This is a genomic window from Flavobacterium sp. (assembly GCF_041392005.1).
Classification (GTDB): Bacteria; Bacteroidota; Bacteroidia; order Flavobacteriales; family Flavobacteriaceae; genus Flavobacterium.
The window spans coordinates 1-21,922 of sequence record NZ_JAWKMX010000018.1; the positions used below are offsets into that span (position 1 = coordinate 1).

Here is a 21,922-nt window from a genome sequence, read left to right on the forward strand (position 1 = left end):
AAACAAACACCAGAACAAATGTGGAAAGAATATAAATATACAGATCTATTCCCGCCGCCAACACCACCCAAAAAACCATGCTTTTTAGCAGGCACATTAGTAAAAACAGAAAGTGGTTTGGTAGCCATTGAAACCATTAAAACAGGCACAAAAGTTTTGTCTTTTAATTTTGAAACCCAAAAAACAGAATACCAAACCGTTGTACAAACCTTTTCTAATTATGCAGAAAAATATCTAGCATTACATACCGAAAAGGATGTTTTAAAAGTAACGGGTGCCCATTTATTTTATGTGCCAAAAGAAAACAAATGGATAGCAGCCAGCCAATTAAAATTAGATATGCAACTCATAGATGCCCAACAAAATCTAGTAGCTATTAAAAAATTAGTAATCATTAAAGAAGATGTACCTACATACAACCTAGAAGTTGCTCAAAACCACAACTATTATGCTGGAGAAGATGAAATATTAACCCATAACGATAGCAAAAAATTGAAGTTTACTAATACAGAACTATTTTATTTTGAGTTTTATGAATATTTGGATTATAACAATAAACCAACTTATGTAGGACAAACAACGCAAGGTTTAACCAAAAGAGCTGACCAACATTTAACAGAATACAACAAAACTCCTGCCAAAAAAGAATTCGTTGGTATTAGTAAAAAATTACCTCAAGAGTTAATTATTAATGGTAAGCCTGGTCCTTTTAAAATGACCCCATTTGAAGCAGCTATAACCGAAATGTACGAACTCAATACTAGAGGAGGCAAAAGAATAAATGGCAAAGGTTTGTTCAATAAGAAAAATCCTGTTTCAAAACGAACATTTGATAAAATCAAAAAAGATTTTCCAAACTTTAATCCTTGTCGTTATTATGTGTAACCAAAAATATCAAAAGAAATGAACTATCCCGAAATATTATTTAAAGACATTTATTGGACATTTTTAGAACCATCGTATTCTAATCCAGATGATTTTCAAAATGCTTTCAAAGAATATCATAAAAGCATTGGTTACAAAGGCAAATATCCACCCATCAAATGGAATGAAGTGTGCATTAAAGCACCCAAAGTAATTTTGCAATACGTTATTTTTCCAAAAACGGATGATGATGAAATTGCAGAACCACAAGTGGAACTTTTGGCAGATAATGGCACATCTTTTACTCCAAAAGAATTGTTATTTAAAATGCACAATTCACTAAGAAATGATTTAGAAAACGAAGACCATCATTTCTTTGAAGGACTTACCTTTTCAACCGACCAAGACCCAAACCATAAGGGTTTTCCTGTTTATTTTGTAGATTTAGGGAGTTAAAAAACATTTAAGTTGGCACGAGCGTTTGTTCGTGCTAACTTTTATTTACAAAGATCCTGAGCAAGAAGAAAATAATTTTTACAAAACTACCCGCCTTTTTATTATACACGCACACAGACAAAGCTTTTTGGGAAAACGTGTTTACCGCTGGCGAATATACCGTAGATATACTTACTACCTTTTCAGGTGTGGGAAATATTCTTAAATTTGGTAGATTATTCAAAGTATTAAAAGCAGGACACAACTGGTAATGTATCAAACGTGTGGTTTTATAAAAATAAAATCACAACATATTGATAATCAATACGAAATAAAAAATAATTTTAATAACAAAGACGACCAAACGGTCGTCTTTGTTATTTTTAACGCTTTAAATTCGTTAAAATGAAAGAAAACTTTACTTCGTGTATCAAACGTGTGGGTGGCGCTGCATTATGCAATTATTGCAACGAAAAACTGATAAAACACGGCACATCAACAGCAAAAAAAGTATGATATAAATGCAAATTGTGCAACAAAACGCAGGTTGCAAGCACCCCTACAACACCTATTATCAGGATATTAATCAAAAAATAATAAGATTTACATAAGAAGGTTTGGGCATTCGCAGTACCTCTAGAATTTTAAAAATTGTAATAAGCACCCTCATTAAAAGAATAAAAATGAACAGAAATTTTTATTTTCAATCTTGTACTAAAATAAGTATAAATACTCATTGACAAGTAAACTCATTAGTGGTATTTTTCGATTAAATTCGAAAAGATGAGTAAAAAACCAATCATAAACTGCCATACCCATATTTTTACCGGAGATAATATTCCACCATACATTGGGAAAAAATTCATGCCAGCAATCTTATACAAAATATTAACAGTACCTTTAATAATTGGTATTTGTAAATTTTGGTTTACCCACAAGTATAGTCCATATAAATTCAATTTTAGCTTTCAAAACAGCAATTTAAAAAAGAACCAAGTCAAGTTAAAATTAGTATGGCAAAGCTTTGGAATATTGAGAACAATAGTAGATGTTTTTGGTTTTCTAATAGTAATTTTCTCTTCCTACATAGTATTCAAATACTTCTTTAAACATATTGATTTTTGTGAAAAGCTACTTACTAAATTATACAATATCCCAAATTTAGAATTCCTAAAAAATGACGCAGTACAAATAGGTATAATTCTATTTACACTAGTAGCAATTCCATATGGTAGAAAAATAGCAATGATGATCATACGAAACTCAAAAAAACTATCACTACTATTTATAAATGAAGACCAACTAAAATTCATGACACGTTACGTAAGCATTGGTCGATTTGCTTATTATCAGGAACAAAACGCTATATTCAAAAGACTAATAAAACAATATCCAAAAAACACAGAATTTGTAGTGCTACCAATGGATATGGAATTTATGGATGCAGGCAAAGTAAAAGCTATCGGCAGTTACCAAACCCAAATGGAAAAGCTAAAAAAAATAAAACAAAAAAATCCAAATACCATTCATCCTTTCGTTTTTGTTGACCCACGCAGAGAAAATGTAGGCTATGCCGATTTCTTCAAATGGAGGAATGACAACGGAAAAGTAGTTTTAGAAGATTGCTTCATTAAAGACTATATTGAAAAAGCAAATTTCGCAGGCTTTAAAATTTATCCAGCCTTAGGCTACTTCCCTTTCGATGAAAAATTACTACCATTATGGAAATATGCAGCTGATAACAACCTACCTATTATGACACATTGCATAAGAGGCACTATTTTTTATAGAGGTAACAAAAGAAAAGAATGGTATTATCATCCAATCATAAAAGATGTTAAACTTCCCGATGAATACATGTTATTGTCAAAAAGCAAAAACATTGAATATTCACTCGACTTTACACATCCATTAAATTATCTATGTTTACTTGAGCCTTTTTTATTAAAAGAATGGATAAAAAAATGCAACAAACCAGAACTCTTTGATTTATTTGGCTATTCAGAAGCAACAGATACAATTACATCCGATTTAAGCAATTTAAAAATATGTTTTGGCCATTATGGTGGCGATGACGAATGGAAAAAATTTTTAGAAAGAGATAGGGACAACTACTCACATAAAATGGCAGATGATTCAACAGGTATTAAATTCATAAACACAAAAGACCCTAACCAAAGTTACGGAGGATTAATGGATATATGGAAAAATGCCGACTGGTATACTATAATTTCTAGTTTAATAATGCAATACCCAAATATATATGCAGATTTAAGTTATATAATTCACGAACAGGAAATTGTACCTCTATTAAAGCATACATTAAGCAACCCAGCATTAAAAGAAAGAATTTTGTTTGGTACCGATTTCTATGTAGTTAGAAATCACAATTCAGAAAAAGAATTATTAGCAAGAACCAAATCAAGTTTATCAACAGAAGAATTTGACTTAATGGCTAGAGAAAACCCAATAAATTATTTAAAACGCAACTAATACCTAATACCATGATGTACAAAATCAAACCCAACGATAATTTAACAAAAATTGCAAAAAAACTCAAACCGTATTTACATAAATCAGCTTATAAAAGAAGATGTTTAAAGAGAAATCATCATTACGAAACGTCTAATGATGAATAGTAAGATATTAGCAATTAAAAGAAAAGATGCAAACTAGGCTGTATATCATATTTGTTACAGGAAATAAAATAAACAAAGTAGGAATTACAATATTTTAATGAACGATAAAATTAGTTATTTCAAAATTTTATCGAGAATTAATCCATCGAAATAAGAAGAAACATTATTTTAGATTGTTCTAAACTATTCAAAAAAAATCAACTGAATTTCTTTTTTGAGTAATATTCAATATAAACAACAAATTTTAAACAATCATTTCAAATACTTTTTCTTAACTTTACCATTCGAAAATATTAACACTAGCGTAAGCTATCTTTATTGGTTACTGAAAACTAGGAATCTTCAAGACAACCGAATAATAGATAGACTTACGCCCGTGCCTAATCCAGGCGTGGGCTGAGTCTTTCTGGTTGTCGGGTATCCTAGTACCTCAGTAACGGATTGATTTTAGTTCCACGCTTTTTAAATTAGGTACTATGGAAAATATAATCAAACAAACTTATGGAGTTTTAAAACCATTAATCAACAAGGTCTTATTTCAAAATTTTGATGAACCAGACTTTAAAGAGGTAAAAAATGTAAAGCTAAATACATCATTTGTCAATCTTATTAATACAAAGAGAACGGAAGAAAATTTAAAATTATCTTCAATTTATTTATTTGAATGCCTTACTGAAGCATTTTCAAAATTTACTGAAGCAGATAGATTGTCTGTTGTAAAAATTTTACTTCACGACATTGAATTTAAATCATTTGTAATGTTTAAGTTTTTACTTGGTTATAAAAATATCAATCCGGAAGTAGATTTAACTGCTGATGATATTCAAGACATGATATTATTATATGGTAAATCTAGTAAAATGAATGCGTTTGTTGCATTATATTTTGATTTGTTCTTTGAAGATATTTTCAATTTTAAATTCTCTGAACCAAATACTATTACCGAAAAAGAATATCAAGAAATTTTAGACCAATATTTACAAGCTAAAACATTAGTTTAACTTTTACAGATTACTTTTATATAATCTTTTTGCGACCTTCGGGAGAAAAAAGCGAGATCGCTATTTTGGATGCAAAAACGAAGTTTTTGTGGCCACAATGGCACATCTCGATGAACTAACTCATTTTTGTTCATTTTCAAATTCTTAAAAATAATTTAATATGATTGACAGAACAACCCTTTTATCATTAATTAGTCGTCTTGAATTAAGACATACTATTGAAGATTATGAATTAGCATTACTTCAAAATTATTCATGGATTGAAACTGGGATTCGTGAAGAGTATCCACTAACATTCCATCAATTAAAAACTTGGAATAAACTTGAAAATTATTTAATCATTAAGGCAAATACAACTTTAGAAAGAGAAGCGGATTTATGGGGAAAAGGTTTTCGAGGTAGAACACATATTGAGATTGCAAATGCTGAAATTTGGGAACAAATTCAATTGGAAATTGAACCTCTAGAAAAGTTTTTTGATGATAATGTATTTACATTTGAAGATTTAGATATCTCATTTATTAAAAATGAAACTGAAACAAATAGATTAAAACCAACTTATATAGAAATTACAGAAGCAGTTTTATTTGAAGAAATGGCGAATTATCTTCTCCCAAATGACGATGATTTAGATGATTATGACCTGGATAATAATCCAATGATTGAATCTAAAAGTTAATCGCTATTATATTTGATATCAAAAATATTCCTGCAATCAGACAAGCTATAGTTGGTAAAATAGAAGAATACTATTCTCTAAAAGAAGTCAATTATTTTGTTAAAAGGTTTTTCGCTATCTTTTTGTCAGACCTATTTTTAACTAACTTTATAAATGATAGCGAAATCACTGAGAATGAATATTTAGATATTCTTGCCAAATGCACAAAAGATAAAACTTTAGTATAATATTAAATTCAAAGGTATGATTACGGTAGATGAAAAATTAATTGTCACCAAACAAATTAATGAAGTATTGTGTAGGTATGCGAAAAGAAATTTATTAAAAGAGTTTCTTTTCAGGTTTTCATTTCCCTACTGTTCTAAAAAAAGTTCAAAACTTAAACCAAAAAATATTAATCCATTACTGGAAACAATATATTATTACCAAGGAGATATTTATCCAGACACTTTAGAAGAAGTTGAAAAACATATAAATACATTTTTAAATGAATTAGATGAAAATGATTTATCCGCACTTCAGTTTTTAACTTTAAATGAAAATTACTTGAATCATATTGATGATTTTGAAAATAAAGATGATTCTAAATATACTAAAGAAGAGTTCGAAGTAAAACTAGGAAGATATTTTGCTCAGAAGTTGTATGAACCAGAAGAAAGTGGATTAAATGAAGAAGTGCAAGAACTATTACAAAATCAAATCTCAAGATTAGTTAACGAAATCGATTTGAGTGTTATAAATAAAGAATCAATTTCAGAAATATTACATGCAATTGAACTAATAACAGAGTAATTTCCTATTCATTTTAAATATAATGAAAGACCAAAACTGAGAAACTCCAAACTTTCGGGTTGTCATGAAGCAAGCCATGTTTTCGCTAGCGAAAACGTGCTCACTTCGTTCGCAGGCTTGGCAGGGTTGCACCCCACACCCTGCTTGAATTACAATATTTTTTAATCAATTTTGATTGATTGTGTTTGAAAATCGATTTTTTTAAAAAAAATTAAATTTTATTTCAATGAACTTTTTTTTGGATAAAATCATTAGGCTTTATTTAGATTTTTTCAATTAAATACTTGACAATTAATTCATTAATTAAAATTTCCTTTTAAAGTGACTCAAAAAGTATATAAATAATATTTATATTTTAATTTTTTTATAAATATTTTATATATAAGTAACTGAATATCAGGTTTTTGTGTTTAAAATATTTGTTTATTTTTGAATTAAAATCTATTTATATGCAAATAAAATTATTAGAAAGTAAAGACTACAATCGGGTTAGTTATAATGAAATTTCAACTCGATTAAAAGAGCAAAATTCAAGTTCTATTCGATTGAATTTGGATGAGTTAAAATCAATTATTTCACTAATTTTTTCTTCACAATTTCATTCTTTAGAAGATAGGGAAAAATGGAATGAACTTAACAATTTTATTGCTTCTGAAAAATCTGAAATACTGAATACAAGCAGAGACTTCGGAAGACAAATATTAGAAAATCTTGAAGGCTTTAAAAAGGACTGGCTGGAATCTTTTGCAGAAAAGAAGTATGATCCAAATTATGTTTTCAATAATCCTGAAATACATGAATTCATCTCCGTAGCCATGTTAGATTATATGCCAATTAGAAGTTTTGAATATGGTGAACTTTTCATGAAAAATTTTTCTAATGTAATTATAGACAAAAGAGAGTTAAACTTTTATAGTGCTAAACTTCCGAATGCTTTGAAGAAGAAGAAGATCCTATGGAAAAATAGCGCAACAAATAATGAAGGCAGATGACTATAATTTTCCGCTTTCGGAACAGTTTTTAATAGGATTGTCCTTAAAAGAAAAGTTAACAAATTCAAAAGGTAATAAAATGGAATATGGTTTGGTAACTAATGTAGCTAGAGATAAAATGCATAAGTTAGTAATTAATCAAAATGTTTACAAAAAGATAATTAATAAATCATTCACACTACGTTGGAACAACAATAGAGGTTTGGGAGGGCCAAAATTATAATGGACTTAGTAACACTTTTTGAAGTTTTAGAAAAGTATGATGTAAAATATCATTCAATAATTAATGGTGATTCTTCGTTTAACTTAAAACTTCTTCAAAAATTTCTTTCAGATCTCAAAGATGCTGCAAACAGGCTTGACGGTTTTACTATTAAATCATCTTTATCAAGACGAAGAGCTCTTGTTGTTATACTTCAAGAAAGATATTATAAATTAAAAAGCTACGATAAAGAGCTGATAGTTTTTAGCGAAATTGAAGACGAATCAAAACGAAGGTTTAAAATAAAAAACAGAGATAAATCAAAATTTAACACCCCACAGGAAACACACCCAAAAAATCCTTTTAATTATTATGGTAATGATAAGAATTCCTTAAAAGAATATCGAGAAACTATAGGACTACTAGCGAGTATGCCAGATTTCTATATTGTAGGCAATGAAGCACAAGATGACATTGTAAAACTTTATCATATAATAGAGGAATAGAATTTGCCGTACAAACAGCTGTACGGCAACTATAGTATACAAATGATAGCCCATTTAAATTTGTTCTAACGAATGATTTAGATGGGTTTTCTTTTTCATGTTATTGCTATTGAAAACCTGAAATTTTTAAAATAGAAATTATGGCACGACCAAAATCTCATATCAATCACCTAAAAGTGTTTCAAGTAAACGTGAGATTCACTTGTGAAGACTTATTATTAATAGAAAGTCAATCAAAAACCTATGGACTAACTGTTGTGGAGTATGTCCGTAAAAGAGCATTGAATAAACAGTTACCTAAGCATGCTATATCTCCAATTAATCGTGAGTTGCTAATTGAGCTTAGTCGAATTGGAAATAATGTAAATCAGTTAGCAAAAAAATCAAATCAGAATTTTTTAGATAAATATGTTTTCAAAAGGAAATTCAAAGAACTAAAGCAAATGTTGAATTCGATTAAAACCGAATTATTAGGATGATAGCCAAACAAATAAAAGGAAAAAGATTTTTATGGGGTGCTTTGCTATAATCAAAAGAAAGTAGATAAAGGAGACGGAAGTGTTTTAGAAACCAATTTAACTTCTGATAAAGTAGCCATGCAAACTAGAGAATTTAATTTAATACGGCAGTTAAGACCAAATCTATCGAAAGCAGTTTATCATACATCGCTTAGTTTACCTTATACCGATTCGCTTTCAGATAAGAAATTCACAGACCTAGCTCGAGAATATTTAGAAGGAATGGGTTTTAACGATAATCAATACATAATTTATAAACATTTAGACCAAGATCATTCTCATGTCCATATTGTGGCGAACCGCGTGATGTTTTCTGGTGATGTAGTAAGTGATTCACATGATTATAAACGAAGTGAAGCAATAGTTAGAAAATTAGAATTAAAATATAATCTAACCATTTTAAAAGAAAGTAAAGAATCAAATGTTCTTTCTAAAGGTGAAATTGAAAAATGTTTACGAACAGGTGAAGCTCCGGAAAGATTAGAACTTCAAAGAATCATAAATGAGATTATAAAACATAATCTATCCATTTTTGATTTTGAAAAGAAACTTAAAGAGAAAAAAGTCAATGTAAAACTTAATGCGAGCCAAGAGGGAAAAATATCGGGTATTTCCTTTGAATACAAAGGAAAAACCTACAAAGGAAGTCAAGTGAATAGAAACCTTTCATGGAATAAACTTAAAATTAAATTATATGAACAAAACAGAGTCGATCCAGTTATTCTCAAAAATACTGGAAGAATTAAAGAAAATCAGCAAGAAGCAAGAAGAGTTAGAAACACTTCAGAACCAAATAGCTTCAACTATAGTCAGAAACCAAAAACAGATTTGGGAGAAAATCCTGGAACAGAAAAAGTAAATAAACCTCGATTAAGACGTAGAAGATAATTAAACAAATACATGAAAGCCGAAACAGCATACAACGTAATACAAGCTCTTCCTCAACAGGAAGTCGAAAGGCTGTATAAAATGTTGGGGGTTGTTTCGGCTTCTTTAACAACCACTAAAAAAACGAAAAAAAAACCGCTCATCTCTGATGCGGAAGCTACGGAATATCTTTTGAGGAAGTTGAAAACTAAATAAAATAAGTATTTATACGTATAAAATTAAGTGTAAATACGTATTGAAATTACCTGTTTTAAGATATATATTTGAACTGTTATAAAAAGATAAGTTGATTATATTATTATCGTGATAATTACAATATTGTATAAAATATAAAATAAAGAGTAGGAATTATGAAAATTATATCTTTTGGTGTAAACAATTTTAGAGGAATAACTGGTGGATTAGAAAACAATACAATTGAATTTAATAATTCTAATACTATCTTTCTTTTAGGACAAAACAATGTTGGTAAATCAAGCTTTTTAAAAGCTTATGAGTTCTTTTATAAAAATACTTCGGCAGCAGTTGAAGATATTTACAGAATGAATCCTGAAAATGTTATTGAATTTGAACTGGTGCTTCAATTAGATGAATTTGATTTTCAAAAAGATTCTATCGCGAATAAAAAAGAAGGTTTGAAAAAATGGCTTAATCCAGATAATTTACTTAAAATAAAAAGAGTACTTAAACCCAAAATAGGTGCTAAAATTTCATTTGAAAAGACAGAAAACTACACTTGGGATTATGAGCAAAATGGTTGGGTTGCAAAAAATTATGGAGGTATTGGATTAGATACTGTTTTTCAAGCTGCATTACCTACTCCAATTTTCATAAAAGCAATGCCAACCGAAGCGGAAGGTGAAGCTATAATTAATGAGATACTTAAGCAAAAGGCTAATGCTAATTTAGAAGATAAAGATCGACTAGAGTTAAAAGAAGCACAAGCTAAAATTCAAGAATTACAAGATAAACTGTACAACCCTGAATCAATTCAATCTTACAAGGAAGAGGTAAATAAATATTTTCAGTCATTATTTCCAAATACTAAAATTGAATTAAGTGAAAAAGATAAAACAAAGTGGACTGAGAATTCAATTGGTAAAAGTTTTGCTATTCATTTTGAACAAAATAATAATGGAGAAAAAGATGAAACAATTCCAACTAGTCATGAGAGAATCGGTCATGGCGCAGTCAGATCAGCTATTTTTTCATTGTTATTAATGAAGGACGTTGCAGAAGAATTTGAAAGAGTTGATAATAGAAAGGATTATATTGTACTATTCGAAGAACCTGAATTGTTTTTACACCCTAAATTAATGAAACAACTTCGTACATTGATTTATAAAGTAAGTGAAACAGATACACCTTATCAAGTATTATGTGCATCACATTCACCTCAAATGATTGATATTACAAAAGAAAAATCTTCATTAGTAAGAATGACTAAGCATAATGAAGGTACACGTTTATTTCAGATAAACGATGAGTTTTTAAAAGATTCAAAAGAAATTAAAACTAAAGAAGAGTTAAAGCAGGAAATGAATGAGATTCTAAGATTTAATCCTTTTATATGTGAATCTTTTTATGCAGATGAAGTTGTTTTAATTGAAGGACCAACTGAAGAGATTATTTTGAGAGGTTATTTCAATGAAGTACAAATAGATAAAGATATTTTTATAGTTAATTGTGGTACAGTCAACAATATTCCTTTTTTCCAAAAAATATTTTCACGTTTCAATATAAAATATCATGTTATCTGTGATTCAGATGCAGCTGAAGTGAAGGAGTTAGATAATTACGGATTAATCCCTTTTGAAACTGGTATCCAAAAATCAATTTATCAACAATTAAAATCAGATTATGAAAAAGTTGATTATTCTGTTGGCTTATTCCATGTAAATGTTCCTACCTTCGAACCATCTCATCAGCAAGAAAGTATAAAAGATAATTTAAAATACAGTAATAATTATTTAGCATCTGATGGTAAACCATATAATGAAAACTTATATTGGAAAGATGTTTTAAAACCAAATTTAAATTCTGAAGAAATAAATACTGTACCAATTGTAAAATTTCTAAAAAATATAGTAGATCACAATTAATTAATGATAAATTTTATTATCACACTTAAGTAAACAAAAATGACATGGAGAGGAATCAATAATTATATTAAATCCATCATTTTATAAATACTTAGAATAATCCTCAGGAATATAAGCATTTATTTCCCTTAAATATTTTCTAAGCGCAGTTTTGCTTGAATGTCCAGTTATAGCCATAATATTGGATTCTGCTTCCTCTGGGGTCATTTCTTTAGTGAAAGTATTGTAGAGTTTAGTAATGAACGTATGTCTAAAGCTATAAAGTCCATAATCTTTACCTAAACCAAATTTCTTTTTTACTTCAAAAAAATAATCTGAATAATCATTTCTTCTGCTTGTTTCATTAGCTTCCCAATATTGACCAAAATCTTTTCTTCCAAATAAGAATGCATCATTAGGATAATTTGTTAGGTTAGGTAATTCATCAATAAGAACTTGAGGTATTCGTTTTAATTTAAATCCAGTTTTGGTTTTAATTTTTAATATTTTATCATTTAAATCAATATCTCCAATTGTAATACGATTTACTTCAACCGGTCTCAAAAAGTTGTACGAAATGAACTTAACATAAAGAGAAAGTAACTTATTGTTTTTATCTAAATAGTCGAATATTTTAGTTTCTTCATTACTTGAGTATGATTTGTTTTTTTCGGGTTTACTTTTTAATACAGGAATTTTTTGAACAAAATTTAAAGGAATAATTTCATTTTGTTCTAGTGTAGAGAAAATGGTACTTATATCTGCTCTTGTATTATTTCTATTTTTTGCTGATGTAGTAATTAACACTTCATTAAGATAAGTGGTCACTACTTTTTTATTCACTGATGTAATTAATCTATTTTTAAAGCCGTTTTCTTCTAACCACTTTTCGAATCTCAATATTCGACCTTCTAATCCTTTATAAGAGGTTACAGCTAAAGTACTTTTCTTAATATTAAGTGCAAATTCAAAAGCTTCTTTTATTGATTTCCCTTCTTGCTCGTTATCAAAATCAAATTTATTTTCAGGATTATAAGGGTTAAATCCATCTTTTAAAAGCACAGATAAATTACGTTGAATAGTTTTTAACCATTCAATTCGTTCTTTTTTATCTAAATTTTGTGGAGCATAAATGTTATTTGGAAATCTTTCTAAAAGACTATCTTCAACTTTTCTAAAAGAAAAATAGACATACCAACGCTTAGATAAATCACCATTAGCGTCGTAAATTTTTGGTTCTGAAAATCTTTTCTTTTTTTTCAAATCGTGTTCAAAATCGTGTTCACTTTGCAAATATCGTAATAAATTAGACATAAAAAAAGCGGGATTAAATTGCTCTAATCCCGCATAAAAACTGATTTTTTCGATTTTTTTAACCTTGTAGCGAAGACGGGAGTTGAACCCGTGACCTCAGGGTTATGAATCCTGCGCTCTAACCAACTGAGCTACCTCGCCAAATGTTGGTATCACATTCTTGAATGCGGGTGCAAATATAAAATTAATTCTTTTTAACGCAAACATATTTTTTTATTTTTTTTTACATTTTTTATACGCTGTATTTTGTATTTTAAAATTATTCTCTATATATTTCGAAAATTAAATTTTTAATCAATGGAAGATAAAGTTCGATACGAGATGGAATTTCCTATTCATGCTTCGCCATCTCTATTATATCAATATATTGCTACACCTTCTGGTCTTTCAGAGTGGTTTGCAGACAACGTAAATTCGAGAGGCGAAATGTTTACCTTTATTTGGGACGATTCGGAAGAAAAAGCAAAACTAGTATCGAAACGAACAGGAGAACGTGTAAAATTTAAATGGATTGATGAAGAAGGAAACGATTCGGATTATTTTTTTGAATTAAAAATCTTAGAAGACGAAATAACTAAAGATGTTTCTATTTTGGTTGTCGATTTTGCCGAAGAAGACGAAATTGAAGAATCAAAATTATTATGGGAAAATCAAATTTCCGATTTAAAACAAGTTTTAGGCTCAACATAGTATTTTCATTACAATTATAAAGGTTATATTTGTCCCGATTTTAAAAATCGGGATTTTTTTATGGTAAATGTTAACGGAACACTTCAAGAAACTACAACTATTGCTATAAACAATAGAGGTTTTTTAGTAGGCGACAGCTTATTTGAAACCATTAAAGTAGTACACAATAAAGTATTATTTTTAGAAGATCATTATTTTAGATTAATGGCTTCTATGCGTATTTGTAGAATGGAAATTCCAATGAATTTTACTATGGAATTTTTTGAAGCTGAAATTTTAAAAATAACCCAATCTTACGCAAATCAAACTACGTTTCGAGTGCGTTTTACTGTTTTTAGAGTGCCTGGCGGTTACTATTTACCTAATGAAAATAATATTGAATTTATAGTTACCTGTTCAGAGTTAAAAAACAATATTTATACAGCTTCTAATAGCGATGCTTATGAAATTGAACTTTACAAAGACGCTTATGTTACTAAACAACTGTTTTCATCGTTAAAAACAAACAATAAAATGATTCATATAACGGGAAGCATTTTTGCTAACGAAAATGGTTATCAAAATTGTTTGTTATTAAATAATGAAAAAATGGTAATTGAAGCACTAAATGCTAATGTGTTTATAATAATAGGAAACCAATTAATAACACCACCTGTTTCTGACGGTTGTTTAAATGGTATAATGCGAAAACAAGTGCTTCGTATGGCTAAAAAAATTGAAGATTTAGAGGTTGTTGAAAAATCCATTTCACCTTTCGATTTACAAAAAGCAGACGAATTGTTTTTAACAAATGTAATTACTGGCATTCAATCGGTAACTAAATATCGAAAAAAAGAGTTTACTACTGTTTTTGCTTTAGAACTTATAAAACGATTAAATGCACAAATAATGCTTAATTAAGAATTGGATCCGAGGGTGCGTTAGAATACAACACATAATCGCCTCCTTGCTCTTTAATTTTTTCTTGCCAAAAATTGCTTACAGGCTGTGTTAAAAGTTTTTCTTTAAATGTATTTTGTGCAACAATCCACGAATTTAATTTTATTTCGTTTTCTAATTGTTTGGGTTCCCAACCACTATAGCCTAAAAAAAAGCGAATTTGTTGTTTGCTAATTTTTTCTTCATTAATTAGCTGTTGAATTGTAGTAAAATCGCCTCCCCAATAAATTCCGTTTGAAATTTCTATACTGTTAGGTATAACATTTGGAATTGTGTGAATAAAATACAAATTATCTTGCTCTACAGGACCGCCGTTAAAAACCGTGAAAGATGCTTTAAGTTCTGGCACTAAATCTTGAATAGTGTATTGTAATGGTTTGTTTAAAATAAACCCAACCGAACCCTCGCTGTTGTGCTCTGTTATTAAAACTACCGAACGATTAAATTCTGCATCGCCTAATACAGAAGGTTCTGATATAAGCAAACTTCCCTTTTGAGGCACCATAGCCATAATTATTTTTTTACTAAAGTTAAAAAAAATACTTAGAAAACAAAAAAAATCCTAGCTAAGCTAGGATTTATTTGAAGATAAAACAATTATTATTTTTTGTTAACTGCTCCGTCTAAATCTGCACCTGCTTTAAATTTTACTACATTTTTAGCAGCAATTTTTATAGTTTTACCAGTTTGAGGATTTCTTCCTTCTCTAGCAGCTCTTTTAGAAACTGACCATGAACCGAAACCTACTAAAGAAACTCTTCCTCCTTTTTTCAAAGTTCCTTCTACACTTGATAACATTGATTCTAAAGCTAATTTTGCAGCAGCTTTGGTTATACCAGCAGAAGCCGCCATTGCATCGATTAATTCTGATTTGTTCATAATAAAAATGATTTACAATTTGGTTAAACAAAATTTATAGCACAAAGTTATACCTATTGCCGAATTATGCAAGTATTTAAGTGTTTTTTAGTTAAAAATGTTGAAAAAACCGTTGTTTTGTTAATAACGTTTCCCTTTTGCAGTAAAAAAGCAGCTATAATCTTGGCTATCTCTTTATTTTGCAAGCGCTTTTTTAGAAAAATTAATGCCATTTAAAAGCTCGTTACTTTTCATTTTTCTTTTTCCTGGAAATTGTAAGCTTTTTACTTGAATATAACCATCTGTAACGGCAATTTTTAATTCTTTTTTTGTTGCAATTACAGCGCCAATGGCATGAAAATGATTTTCTGGTATAAAATCTACATCGTAAAATTTTACAGTCCATTCATTATTATTATCTTCTATAAATGACCACGCCGCAGGATATGGGTTTAAACCTCGAATTAAATTATAAATATCGATTCCTGGTTTTGTCCAATCAATTTTACAGTTATCTTTATTGAGTTTAGGTGCTGCTTTTAATTGTGTAGTATCGTTTTGTTTTTGGGTTTTTACATTTCCATTTTGTATTTTAGTTAACGTTTCTAAAACAGCTTCGCTGCCTAAGAGCATTAATTTATTATGAAGCTCACCTACGGTTTCATTTTTTTGTATTGGCGTTTCTTTATGCAAAATCATTTCGCCTGTATCAATTTTATCATCAATAAAAAAAGTGGTTACGCCTGTTTGGGTTTCGCCGTTAATAATGGCCCAGTTTATTGGTGCTGCTCCTCTATAATTTGGCAACAACGAAGCGTGAAGATTAAAAGTGCCCAATTGTGGCATTTTCCAAACTACTTCAGGCAACATTCTAAAAGCTACAACAACTTGAAGGTTTGCATTTAAACTTTTTAATTCGGTTAAAAACTCTTCCGATTTTAGATTTGTAGGTTGCAATACTCTTAAACCTTTAGAAACAGCGTATTGTTTAACTGCACTTTCGTGTATTTTTTGGCCTCTACCCGCGGGTTTATCGGCTGTGGTAACAACACCTACTATTTCGTAATTATGCTGGTATATAGTATCGAGAATTCCTACTGCAAAATCTGGAGTTCCCATAAATACAATTCGTAATTTATTCATTTTTTAGGTAATATTGTTGGTTTTCGTTTAAGCTAATTGCGTCGTTATCTAATAGCAGTCTTATTGTAGCAATAAGTTCTTTTGATGATAGATTAATTTTAGGTTCTATTTCTTTTAAAGTTAATGATTTTCCCTTTAAAATATTTAGTACCGTTAAAACATTGTTTTGATGATTGATCTGATTTTGATTTTTACAATAAGAACAAATACCACATTTCGTAGTTTTTTCTTCGTCGAAATAGTGTAAAAGCAAATTGCTTTTACAAGTAGTTTCATCTTTAATAAATTGAAGCAAACGATTAAATTTATCAGCTTTAACTTTATTTTGAGTTTCTAAATATTTTATTACTTTATTTATTGTTAAATCGTCTTCTCTAACTTCGTTAAAAGTAATTTTACTATCGGTTGTGTGTATTTGAAGTGAAATTACGTCATCTTTATGAAACTGATGAATTGCTTGTAGTACTGCTTCTTGCGTAGTGTTTGCTTTTTTTGCTATAAGAATTGGATTTACCGATACTTCATTATCAAAAATTCCTGTATAAGTACGCAATATAGTTTCGATAACAGTTTCTTGATGCCGGTGCAAACTTTTATAACGAATGACCTCTTTACTAGAAATAATAAATTGAAGTTTTATTTTTTCGCCGTTTTCATTCGATAGTGTTATAACGCTTTGCCTATCTAAAAACTGAAGTGCATTAAAGGTTTTATAAACCGGTAAATTATAACGTAAACAAAACGTATTAAGGTTAAACGAAAACTCTTGATTAAAACCTTCTCCGTATGGAATTTGAAAAAAAGTATTACAATTTTTATAAACTTCTTTTAAAAATTTTGCATCTAGCATATTGTTTTTAAACTGCGTTTCTGCAAAATTAATTTCGAATTTATTGGTTAATAAAATACCAAATGCGGCATTTCCATTGCGACCTGCTCTACCTACTTCTTGGTAATAATTTTCTAAATTTTCGGGTAATTGGTAGTGTATAACTGTTTTTACATCGGGTTTATCAATGCCCATACCAAAAGCATTGGTTGCAACCATTACTTGTGTGGTATTGTTCATCCATTGCAAGCGGCTATCTTCTTTTTCTTTAAACGATAAACCACCATGATAGTACGATGCCGTAAAGCCTAAAGCTTGTATTTGTTTGCAAACCTCTATTGTAGCTTTTCTATTACGAACATAAATAATAGACGATTGCGGGTTTTTTATAAGTATATTTTTTACTTTCGAAAGTTTATCTTCTGTTTCAATAACATGATAGCCTATATTTTCTCTATAAAATGATTTTTTATAAACTTTAGGATTATCTAAATTTAACAAGGAAATAATATCGTGCTGAACTAAAGAATTTGCAGATGCTGTTAAGGCTAAAAAAGGTGTTTTAGGAAAATATTCTTTTAAATTTTTAATTTTTAAATAGGCTGGTCTAAAATCTTGTCCCCATTGGCTTACGCAGTGTGCTTCATCTATAGCTACAAGGTTTATGGGTAGTTGCTTTAATCGTTCTAATATCCAATCTTGGTTAAGGCGTTCTGGTGATAGGTATAAAAATTTATAATTTCCATAAAGACAATTATCAAATAAATTAGAAACTTCATTTTGCGAAAGCCCACCTAAAAGTGCTATAGTTTTAATATCTTTTTTTTGTAAACTTTCTACTTGGTCTTTTATTAAAGCTATTAAGGGCGATATAACTAAAGTTATACCTTGCATTTTTAATCCCGGTAATTGGTAACAAACCGATTTTCCTCCGCCTGTAGGCAAAAGCGCTAACGCATCGTTACCACTTAAAACAGAATTTATAATTTGTTCTTGTGGTTCTCTGAAGCTGTTGTGTTTCCAATATTTTTGTAATAGCTGTAAAGCCTCAGTCATAAAGTTTATTTTGAAAGGTGTTCTAAAATAATAGCTAACCTATTTTCTACAGTATCTTTAGGTAAATGTATTAAATTATAACCAAAACTTTCGTATGTATTAATTAAATGTTGCTGAATTATAGTAGCTTGCTCAAAAGTTTCGTATCGTTCTGTATCGGTAGTATAAATTTCTTGCCAAGGTGGTAAAACAAAAATTTTTGAATACTGGTAACACTCACATGCTTGTACAAACTTTTGTGGATATTTATCGCCTTTATAATTTAAATAAGCCAACACATCGGGTATGCCTCTATCTAAAAAAACAACCGTTTCATTCTCTTGCATAGCCTCGTTATATTGCTTAATCCTTCCGTTTAACAATTTTTCACTAAAAAGCAGTGGGTCTTCTAAAAAAAGTTGGTCAATACCTTGCTCTTGTGCTTCTTTAATAACTTCGCGAGAAATCTCGGGATAGCAAATAAAATTACTAGCTTCTAATGCTTTTAATAATGTAGATTTACCTGTACTTGGTCCGCCAGCTATTACTATTAATTCCTTTTTCATATTACATTTAAAGCGCAAAAGTAACTTTTTTTAAAAAGTATAGCAAGTTCTAAAAAATATTCGTTTTACTCTTTTTTTTGAAGTTAATAGAGTATATTTGCTTTTAGTATTAAAAAAAATATGGATAAAAAAACAGAAGAATTTTATACGCGATTAAAAGAGGAGTTAAGCAATACTTCTATTTGGCCTTCAGAATATTTGTATAAATTTATTGTTCCGTCTGAAAATGAAAAGATTAAGCAAGTTGAAGAGGCTTTTAACGACATGGGAGCCGTTATTGCTACTCATCAATCTAAAACCGGAAAATATACCAGCATTTCTATAAATGTTACCATGAAAAATCCCGATAGTGTTATTGAAAAATACAAAGAAGTAGCCACAATAGAAGGCATAATTTCATTATAAAAAATGGAAAATACAACATTAGAATACAATTCGCAACGAACCGAATTAATTATTCCAGAATACGGCAGACATTTACAAAAATTAATAGACCAAATTACCGTTATTGAAAATCGTGAAGAACGAAACAAAGCGGCACAATATGCCATAGCAGTAATGGGAACTTTAAACCCTCATTTGCGCGATGTGCCCGATTTTCAGCATAAATTATGGGATCAATTGTTTATAATGTCTAATTTTAAATTAGATGTAGATTCGCCTTTTCCTATTCCTTCAAAAGAAGTTTTAAACCAAAAACCAGAACCACTACCCTATCCGCAAAACTTTCCAAAATACCGTTTTTATGGCAACAATATATCGCGAATGATAAATGTTGCTGTAAAATGGGAAAATGGTGATTTAAAAACTGCTTTAATTTTGGTTATTGCCAATCATATGAAAAAATCGTATTTAAGTTGGAACAAAGAAACCGTTGAAGACGACGTAATTTTTGAACACCTATACGAACTTTCAAATGGTAAAATAAATTTAAAAACATCAAACGAAGAGCTTTCTACTTCGCAAAATTTAATAAAAGTGAATAAAAAAGCATCGAATAAATCGCAACACGGCAAAAACAACGGTTCAAAAAACCAGTTTAAGAAAAAAAATAATCAACGTAATTCTAAAAGAAATTAAACCTTAATGGGAACTTTTAAAATAGAAGGTGGTAAATCGTTAAAAGGAGAAATTACACCACAAGGAGCAAAAAACGAAGCACTACAAATTTTATGTGCTGTATTGTTAACACCTGAAAAGGTAACCATAAAAAATATTCCTGATATTATTGATGTTAATAAACTTATTACACTATTAGGAAATTTAGGCGTAAAAATTAGAAAAATTGGGCACGGCGCTTACACATTTCAAGCAGACGAGGTTAATGTAGGCTATTTAGAAACCGAAGCTTTTAAAAAAGAAGGTGGTTCATTACGCGGTTCTATAATGATTGTTGGCCCACTTTTGGCTCGTTTTGGAAAAGGTTATATTCCAAAACCTGGCGGTGATAAAATTGGAAGAAGACGATTAGATACTCATTTTGAGGGCTTTATAAATTTAGGCGCTAAATTTAGATATGTTAGAGAAGAACACTTTTATGGCGTAGAAACCAAATCGCGATTAAAAGGAACCTATATGCTTTTAGACGAAGCATCGGTTACAGGAACAGCTAATATAGTAATGGCTGCTGTACTTGCCGAAGGAACTACTACTATTTACAACGCTGCCTGCGAACCCTATTTACAGCAACTTTGCAAAATGTTAAACGCTATGGGTGCCAAAATTTCGGGTGTAGGGTCTAATATGTTGCATATAGAAGGTGTCGAAAGTTTAAAAGGATGCGAACATCATATATTACCCGATATGATTGAAATTGGTTCGTGGATTGGTCTTGCCGCCATGACACGTAGCGAAATTACTATAAAAAATGTGAGCTGGGAAAACCTAGGACAAATTCCTGCAGTTTTTGCTAAATTAGGAATCACCATTGAACGTAAAAACGACGATATATTTATACCTGCGCATACAGAAGGATACCAAATAAAAACCGATATTGACGGTTCTATATTAACAATTGCAGATGCGCCGTGGCCAGGTTTTACGCCCGACTTATTAAGCATTATTTTAGTAGTTGCTACACAAGCAAAAGGCGAAGTACTTATTCACCAAAAAATGTTTGAAAGTCGCTTATTCTTCGTAGATAAATTAATAGATATGGGTGCTAAAATTATACTATGCGACCCACACCGTGCTATTGTTATTGGACACAATTTTCAATCGCAATTAAAGGCTACAACCATGACATCGCCCGATATTAGAGCTGGTATTTCATTGTTAATTGCAGCTCTTTCAGCAAAAGGATCGAGCACTATTCAAAACATTGAACAAATTGATAGAGGTTATGAACGTATAGACGAACGTTTACGCGAAATAGGCGCAAACATTGTACGCGTATAATGCGTAACAATACTATATTCGTTTAGGCTTAATAAACATAAAAAAGCTCGGGTTTAAAATTTCCGAGCTTTTTATATTTTTACTATTTAAACTTCGAGTTAGGCAATCCAACCTTTCTTTTCGGCTTGTTTAGCATACCCAATTAAAAACAACCCAATAAGCGGAATCATTACTGTCATGGCAATTGAAAAACCATTATAATCTGAAAAATTATAGCGATTAAAACCATCTATATTTTGCACAATTATTGCGATAAAAGAAATAATAAAAAGTGTAGTTGCCCATTTTTTTCGTAAAAGTAACAAAATGCAACCTAAAGCGGCAGCAAAAACAGCAATTGCAAATGCAGCAGTTGCCCACGCTGGAGTAGCGTCTATTAAAGCTAATTGACTTTCGGTAAAGTTAGCTCGAAAAGAATCGGTGTTATAGGCTTGCATAATGTATTGATTAACACCCATTAAATTCCAAATAAGCGCTAATACGCTTATAATCCAAAAAGAAGTACTTGGTTTTGTCATTGTTTCTGTTTTAAAAGTTACACCATCAAAAATAAG

At 29.8% G+C, this 21,922-nt stretch carries 25 protein-coding genes and 1 tRNA gene; 18 read left to right on the top strand and 8 right to left on the bottom strand.

Annotation, left to right across the window (positions count from 1 at the left end):
* The 13 genes from R2808_RS08710 to R2808_RS08770 form a co-directional block, all read left to right on the top strand.
* On the top strand, positions 1-885 hold an 885-nt coding region (locus R2808_RS08710; RefSeq protein WP_371270583.1), incomplete at its 5' end, for a polymorphic toxin-type HINT domain-containing protein.
* Positions 886-903: 18 nt separating this feature from the next.
* Positions 904-1,320, top strand: coding sequence for a hypothetical protein (locus tag R2808_RS08715; RefSeq protein WP_371270584.1), 417 nt, complete (start codon positions 904-906; stop codon positions 1,318-1,320).
* A gap of 1,224 nt (positions 1,321-2,544) precedes the next feature.
* The gene (locus R2808_RS08720) at positions 2,545-3,792 is read left to right on the top strand and encodes a hypothetical protein (protein ID WP_371270585.1); all 1,248 of its coding nucleotides are present in this window, start codon (positions 2,545-2,547) and stop codon (positions 3,790-3,792) included.
* Between the two features lie 622 nt (positions 3,793-4,414).
* Positions 4,415-4,939 (top strand): hypothetical protein, encoded by a 525-nt coding sequence (locus R2808_RS08725; protein ID WP_371270586.1) that lies wholly within the window; start codon positions 4,415-4,417, stop codon positions 4,937-4,939.
* A 160-nt stretch (positions 4,940-5,099) separates the two neighbouring features.
* Positions 5,100-5,618, top strand: coding sequence for a hypothetical protein (locus tag R2808_RS08730; protein WP_371270587.1), 519 nt, complete (start codon positions 5,100-5,102; stop codon positions 5,616-5,618).
* A 243-nt stretch (positions 5,619-5,861) separates the two neighbouring features.
* Positions 5,862-6,410, top strand: coding sequence for a hypothetical protein (locus R2808_RS08735; protein ID WP_371270588.1), 549 nt, complete (start codon positions 5,862-5,864; stop codon positions 6,408-6,410).
* 449 nt (positions 6,411-6,859) lie between these two features.
* A complete protein-coding gene (locus R2808_RS08740; RefSeq protein ID WP_371270590.1) occupies positions 6,860-7,402 on the top strand; it encodes a hypothetical protein in 543 nt (180 codons plus the stop codon).
* Complete coding sequence (locus tag R2808_RS08745; protein ID WP_371270591.1) at positions 7,389-7,625, top strand: hypothetical protein; 237 nt, start codon at positions 7,389-7,391, stop codon at positions 7,623-7,625. Before R2808_RS08740 ends, R2808_RS08745 begins: the two co-directional genes overlap by 14 nt.
* Positions 7,625-8,110 carry a hypothetical protein gene (locus tag R2808_RS08750; protein WP_371270592.1) on the top strand — a complete coding sequence of 162 codons (486 nt, stop codon included), beginning with the start codon at positions 7,625-7,627 and terminating at the stop codon, positions 8,108-8,110. The genes R2808_RS08745 and R2808_RS08750 overlap by 1 nt, the downstream gene beginning before the upstream one ends.
* 140 nt (positions 8,111-8,250) lie before the next feature.
* Positions 8,251-8,589, top strand: a complete 339-nt coding sequence (mobC, locus tag R2808_RS08755) for a plasmid mobilization relaxosome protein MobC (RefSeq protein WP_371270593.1) — start codon at positions 8,251-8,253, stop codon at positions 8,587-8,589.
* A 36-nt stretch (positions 8,590-8,625) separates the two neighbouring features.
* Positions 8,626-9,516 carry a relaxase/mobilization nuclease domain-containing protein gene (locus R2808_RS08760; RefSeq protein WP_371270594.1) on the top strand — a complete coding sequence of 297 codons (891 nt, stop codon included), beginning with the start codon at positions 8,626-8,628 and terminating at the stop codon, positions 9,514-9,516.
* A 12-nt stretch (positions 9,517-9,528) separates the two neighbouring features.
* Positions 9,529-9,711 carry a hypothetical protein gene (locus tag R2808_RS08765; RefSeq protein ID WP_371270595.1) on the top strand — a complete coding sequence of 61 codons (183 nt, stop codon included), beginning with the start codon at positions 9,529-9,531 and terminating at the stop codon, positions 9,709-9,711.
* Positions 9,712-9,866: 155 nt separating this feature from the next.
* Complete coding sequence (locus tag R2808_RS08770) at positions 9,867-11,618, top strand: ATP-dependent endonuclease (RefSeq protein WP_371270596.1); 1,752 nt, start codon at positions 9,867-9,869, stop codon at positions 11,616-11,618.
* Positions 11,619-11,699: 81 nt separating this feature from the next.
* Here R2808_RS08770 and R2808_RS08775 read toward each other — a convergent pair whose 3' ends face one another.
* Complete coding sequence (locus tag R2808_RS08775; RefSeq protein WP_371270597.1) at positions 11,700-12,911, bottom strand: tyrosine-type recombinase/integrase; 1,212 nt, start codon at positions 12,909-12,911, stop codon at positions 11,700-11,702.
* Between the two features lie 67 nt (positions 12,912-12,978).
* Positions 12,979-13,052: transfer RNA gene (locus R2808_RS08780), tRNA-Met, on the bottom strand.
* A 156-nt stretch (positions 13,053-13,208) separates the two neighbouring features.
* Here R2808_RS08780 and R2808_RS08785 point away from each other — a divergent pair.
* Complete coding sequence (locus R2808_RS08785) at positions 13,209-13,601, top strand: START-like domain-containing protein (protein ID WP_371270598.1); 393 nt, start codon at positions 13,209-13,211, stop codon at positions 13,599-13,601.
* Positions 13,602-13,661: 60 nt separating this feature from the next.
* Entirely contained in the window at positions 13,662-14,501 is an 840-nt protein-coding gene (locus R2808_RS08790) for an aminotransferase class IV (RefSeq protein ID WP_371270599.1), read from the top strand.
* On the opposite strand, the gene R2808_RS08795 is transcribed toward R2808_RS08790, so the two are convergent.
* The 5 genes from R2808_RS08795 to R2808_RS08815 form a co-directional block, all read right to left on the bottom strand.
* Positions 14,494-15,051 (bottom strand): YqgE/AlgH family protein, encoded by a 558-nt coding sequence (locus tag R2808_RS08795; protein ID WP_371270600.1) that lies wholly within the window; start codon positions 15,049-15,051, stop codon positions 14,494-14,496. The genes R2808_RS08790 and R2808_RS08795 overlap by 8 nt on opposite strands.
* 89 nt (positions 15,052-15,140) lie before the next feature.
* Positions 15,141-15,419, bottom strand: a complete 279-nt coding sequence (locus tag R2808_RS08800; protein WP_371270601.1) for an HU family DNA-binding protein — start codon at positions 15,417-15,419, stop codon at positions 15,141-15,143.
* A 174-nt stretch (positions 15,420-15,593) separates the two neighbouring features.
* Positions 15,594-16,541: a methionyl-tRNA formyltransferase gene (gene fmt / locus R2808_RS08805; RefSeq protein WP_371270602.1), complete on the bottom strand. Its 948-nt coding sequence runs from the start codon at positions 16,539-16,541 to the stop codon at positions 15,594-15,596.
* Positions 16,534-18,426 (bottom strand): ATP-dependent DNA helicase RecQ, encoded by a 1,893-nt coding sequence (locus R2808_RS08810; protein WP_371270603.1) that lies wholly within the window; start codon positions 18,424-18,426, stop codon positions 16,534-16,536. Before R2808_RS08810 ends, fmt begins: the two co-directional genes overlap by 8 nt.
* Before the next feature lie 5 nt (positions 18,427-18,431).
* Positions 18,432-18,971, bottom strand: coding sequence for an AAA family ATPase (locus R2808_RS08815; RefSeq protein ID WP_371270604.1), 540 nt, complete (start codon positions 18,969-18,971; stop codon positions 18,432-18,434).
* A 120-nt stretch (positions 18,972-19,091) separates the two neighbouring features.
* Here R2808_RS08815 and R2808_RS08820 point away from each other — a divergent pair, with 120 nt between their 5' ends.
* From R2808_RS08820 to murA, 3 genes are read left to right on the top strand one after another with little or no spacing between them, the layout of a single operon-like run.
* Positions 19,092-19,376 (top strand): DUF493 family protein, encoded by a 285-nt coding sequence (locus R2808_RS08820; protein ID WP_371270605.1) that lies wholly within the window; start codon positions 19,092-19,094, stop codon positions 19,374-19,376.
* 3 nt (positions 19,377-19,379) lie between these two features.
* Positions 19,380-20,051 carry a DUF4290 domain-containing protein gene (locus R2808_RS08825; RefSeq protein WP_371270606.1) on the top strand — a complete coding sequence of 224 codons (672 nt, stop codon included), beginning with the start codon at positions 19,380-19,382 and terminating at the stop codon, positions 20,049-20,051.
* A 6-nt stretch (positions 20,052-20,057) separates the two neighbouring features.
* Positions 20,058-21,368: a UDP-N-acetylglucosamine 1-carboxyvinyltransferase gene (gene murA, locus R2808_RS08830; RefSeq protein WP_371270607.1), complete on the top strand. Its 1,311-nt coding sequence runs from the start codon at positions 20,058-20,060 to the stop codon at positions 21,366-21,368.
* A 98-nt stretch (positions 21,369-21,466) separates the two neighbouring features.
* On the opposite strand, the gene R2808_RS08835 is transcribed toward murA, so the two are convergent.
* Positions 21,467-21,886: a hypothetical protein gene (locus R2808_RS08835; RefSeq protein ID WP_371270608.1), complete on the bottom strand. Its 420-nt coding sequence runs from the start codon at positions 21,884-21,886 to the stop codon at positions 21,467-21,469.
* Positions 21,887-21,922 lie beyond the last annotated feature (36 nt).

What these genes read in the sequence shown, in the direction of transcription:
- R2808_RS08810 (WP_371270603.1), bottom strand. Translation starts at nt 18,426, where the DNA reads ATGACTGAGGCTTTACAGCTATTACAAAAATATTGGAAACACAACAGC.
- R2808_RS08795 (WP_371270600.1), bottom strand. Translation starts at nt 15,051, where the DNA reads ATGGCTATGGTGCCTCAAAAGGGAAGTTTGCTTATATCAGAACCTTCT.
- R2808_RS08745 (WP_371270591.1), top strand. Translation starts at nt 7,389, where the DNA reads ATGAAGGCAGATGACTATAATTTTCCGCTTTCGGAACAGTTTTTAATA.
- R2808_RS08815 (WP_371270604.1), bottom strand. Translation starts at nt 18,971, where the DNA reads ATGAAAAAGGAATTAATAGTAATAGCTGGCGGACCAAGTACAGGTAAA.
- R2808_RS08735 (WP_371270588.1), top strand. Translation starts at nt 5,862, where the DNA reads ATGATTACGGTAGATGAAAAATTAATTGTCACCAAACAAATTAATGAA.
- R2808_RS08750 (WP_371270592.1), top strand. Translation starts at nt 7,625, where the DNA reads ATGGACTTAGTAACACTTTTTGAAGTTTTAGAAAAGTATGATGTAAAA.
- R2808_RS08725 (WP_371270586.1), top strand. Translation starts at nt 4,415, where the DNA reads ATGGAAAATATAATCAAACAAACTTATGGAGTTTTAAAACCATTAATC.
- murA (WP_371270607.1), top strand. Translation starts at nt 20,058, where the DNA reads ATGGGAACTTTTAAAATAGAAGGTGGTAAATCGTTAAAAGGAGAAATT.
- fmt (WP_371270602.1), bottom strand. Translation starts at nt 16,541, where the DNA reads ATGAATAAATTACGAATTGTATTTATGGGAACTCCAGATTTTGCAGTA.
- R2808_RS08720 (WP_371270585.1), top strand. Translation starts at nt 2,545, where the DNA reads ATGATGATCATACGAAACTCAAAAAAACTATCACTACTATTTATAAAT.
- R2808_RS08775 (WP_371270597.1), bottom strand. Translation starts at nt 12,911, where the DNA reads ATGTCTAATTTATTACGATATTTGCAAAGTGAACACGATTTTGAACAC.
- R2808_RS08835 (WP_371270608.1), bottom strand. Translation starts at nt 21,886, where the DNA reads ATGACAAAACCAAGTACTTCTTTTTGGATTATAAGCGTATTAGCGCTT.
- R2808_RS08770 (WP_371270596.1), top strand. Translation starts at nt 9,867, where the DNA reads ATGAAAATTATATCTTTTGGTGTAAACAATTTTAGAGGAATAACTGGT.
- R2808_RS08825 (WP_371270606.1), top strand. Translation starts at nt 19,380, where the DNA reads ATGGAAAATACAACATTAGAATACAATTCGCAACGAACCGAATTAATT.
- R2808_RS08820 (WP_371270605.1), top strand. Translation starts at nt 19,092, where the DNA reads ATGGATAAAAAAACAGAAGAATTTTATACGCGATTAAAAGAGGAGTTA.
- R2808_RS08740 (WP_371270590.1), top strand. Translation starts at nt 6,860, where the DNA reads ATGCAAATAAAATTATTAGAAAGTAAAGACTACAATCGGGTTAGTTAT.
- mobC (WP_371270593.1), top strand. Translation starts at nt 8,251, where the DNA reads ATGGCACGACCAAAATCTCATATCAATCACCTAAAAGTGTTTCAAGTA.
- R2808_RS08790 (WP_371270599.1), top strand. Translation starts at nt 13,662, where the DNA reads ATGGTAAATGTTAACGGAACACTTCAAGAAACTACAACTATTGCTATA.
- R2808_RS08765 (WP_371270595.1), top strand. Translation starts at nt 9,529, where the DNA reads ATGAAAGCCGAAACAGCATACAACGTAATACAAGCTCTTCCTCAACAG.
- R2808_RS08785 (WP_371270598.1), top strand. Translation starts at nt 13,209, where the DNA reads ATGGAAGATAAAGTTCGATACGAGATGGAATTTCCTATTCATGCTTCG.
- R2808_RS08715 (WP_371270584.1), top strand. Translation starts at nt 904, where the DNA reads ATGAACTATCCCGAAATATTATTTAAAGACATTTATTGGACATTTTTA.
- R2808_RS08800 (WP_371270601.1), bottom strand. Translation starts at nt 15,419, where the DNA reads ATGAACAAATCAGAATTAATCGATGCAATGGCGGCTTCTGCTGGTATA.
- R2808_RS08730 (WP_371270587.1), top strand. Translation starts at nt 5,100, where the DNA reads ATGATTGACAGAACAACCCTTTTATCATTAATTAGTCGTCTTGAATTA.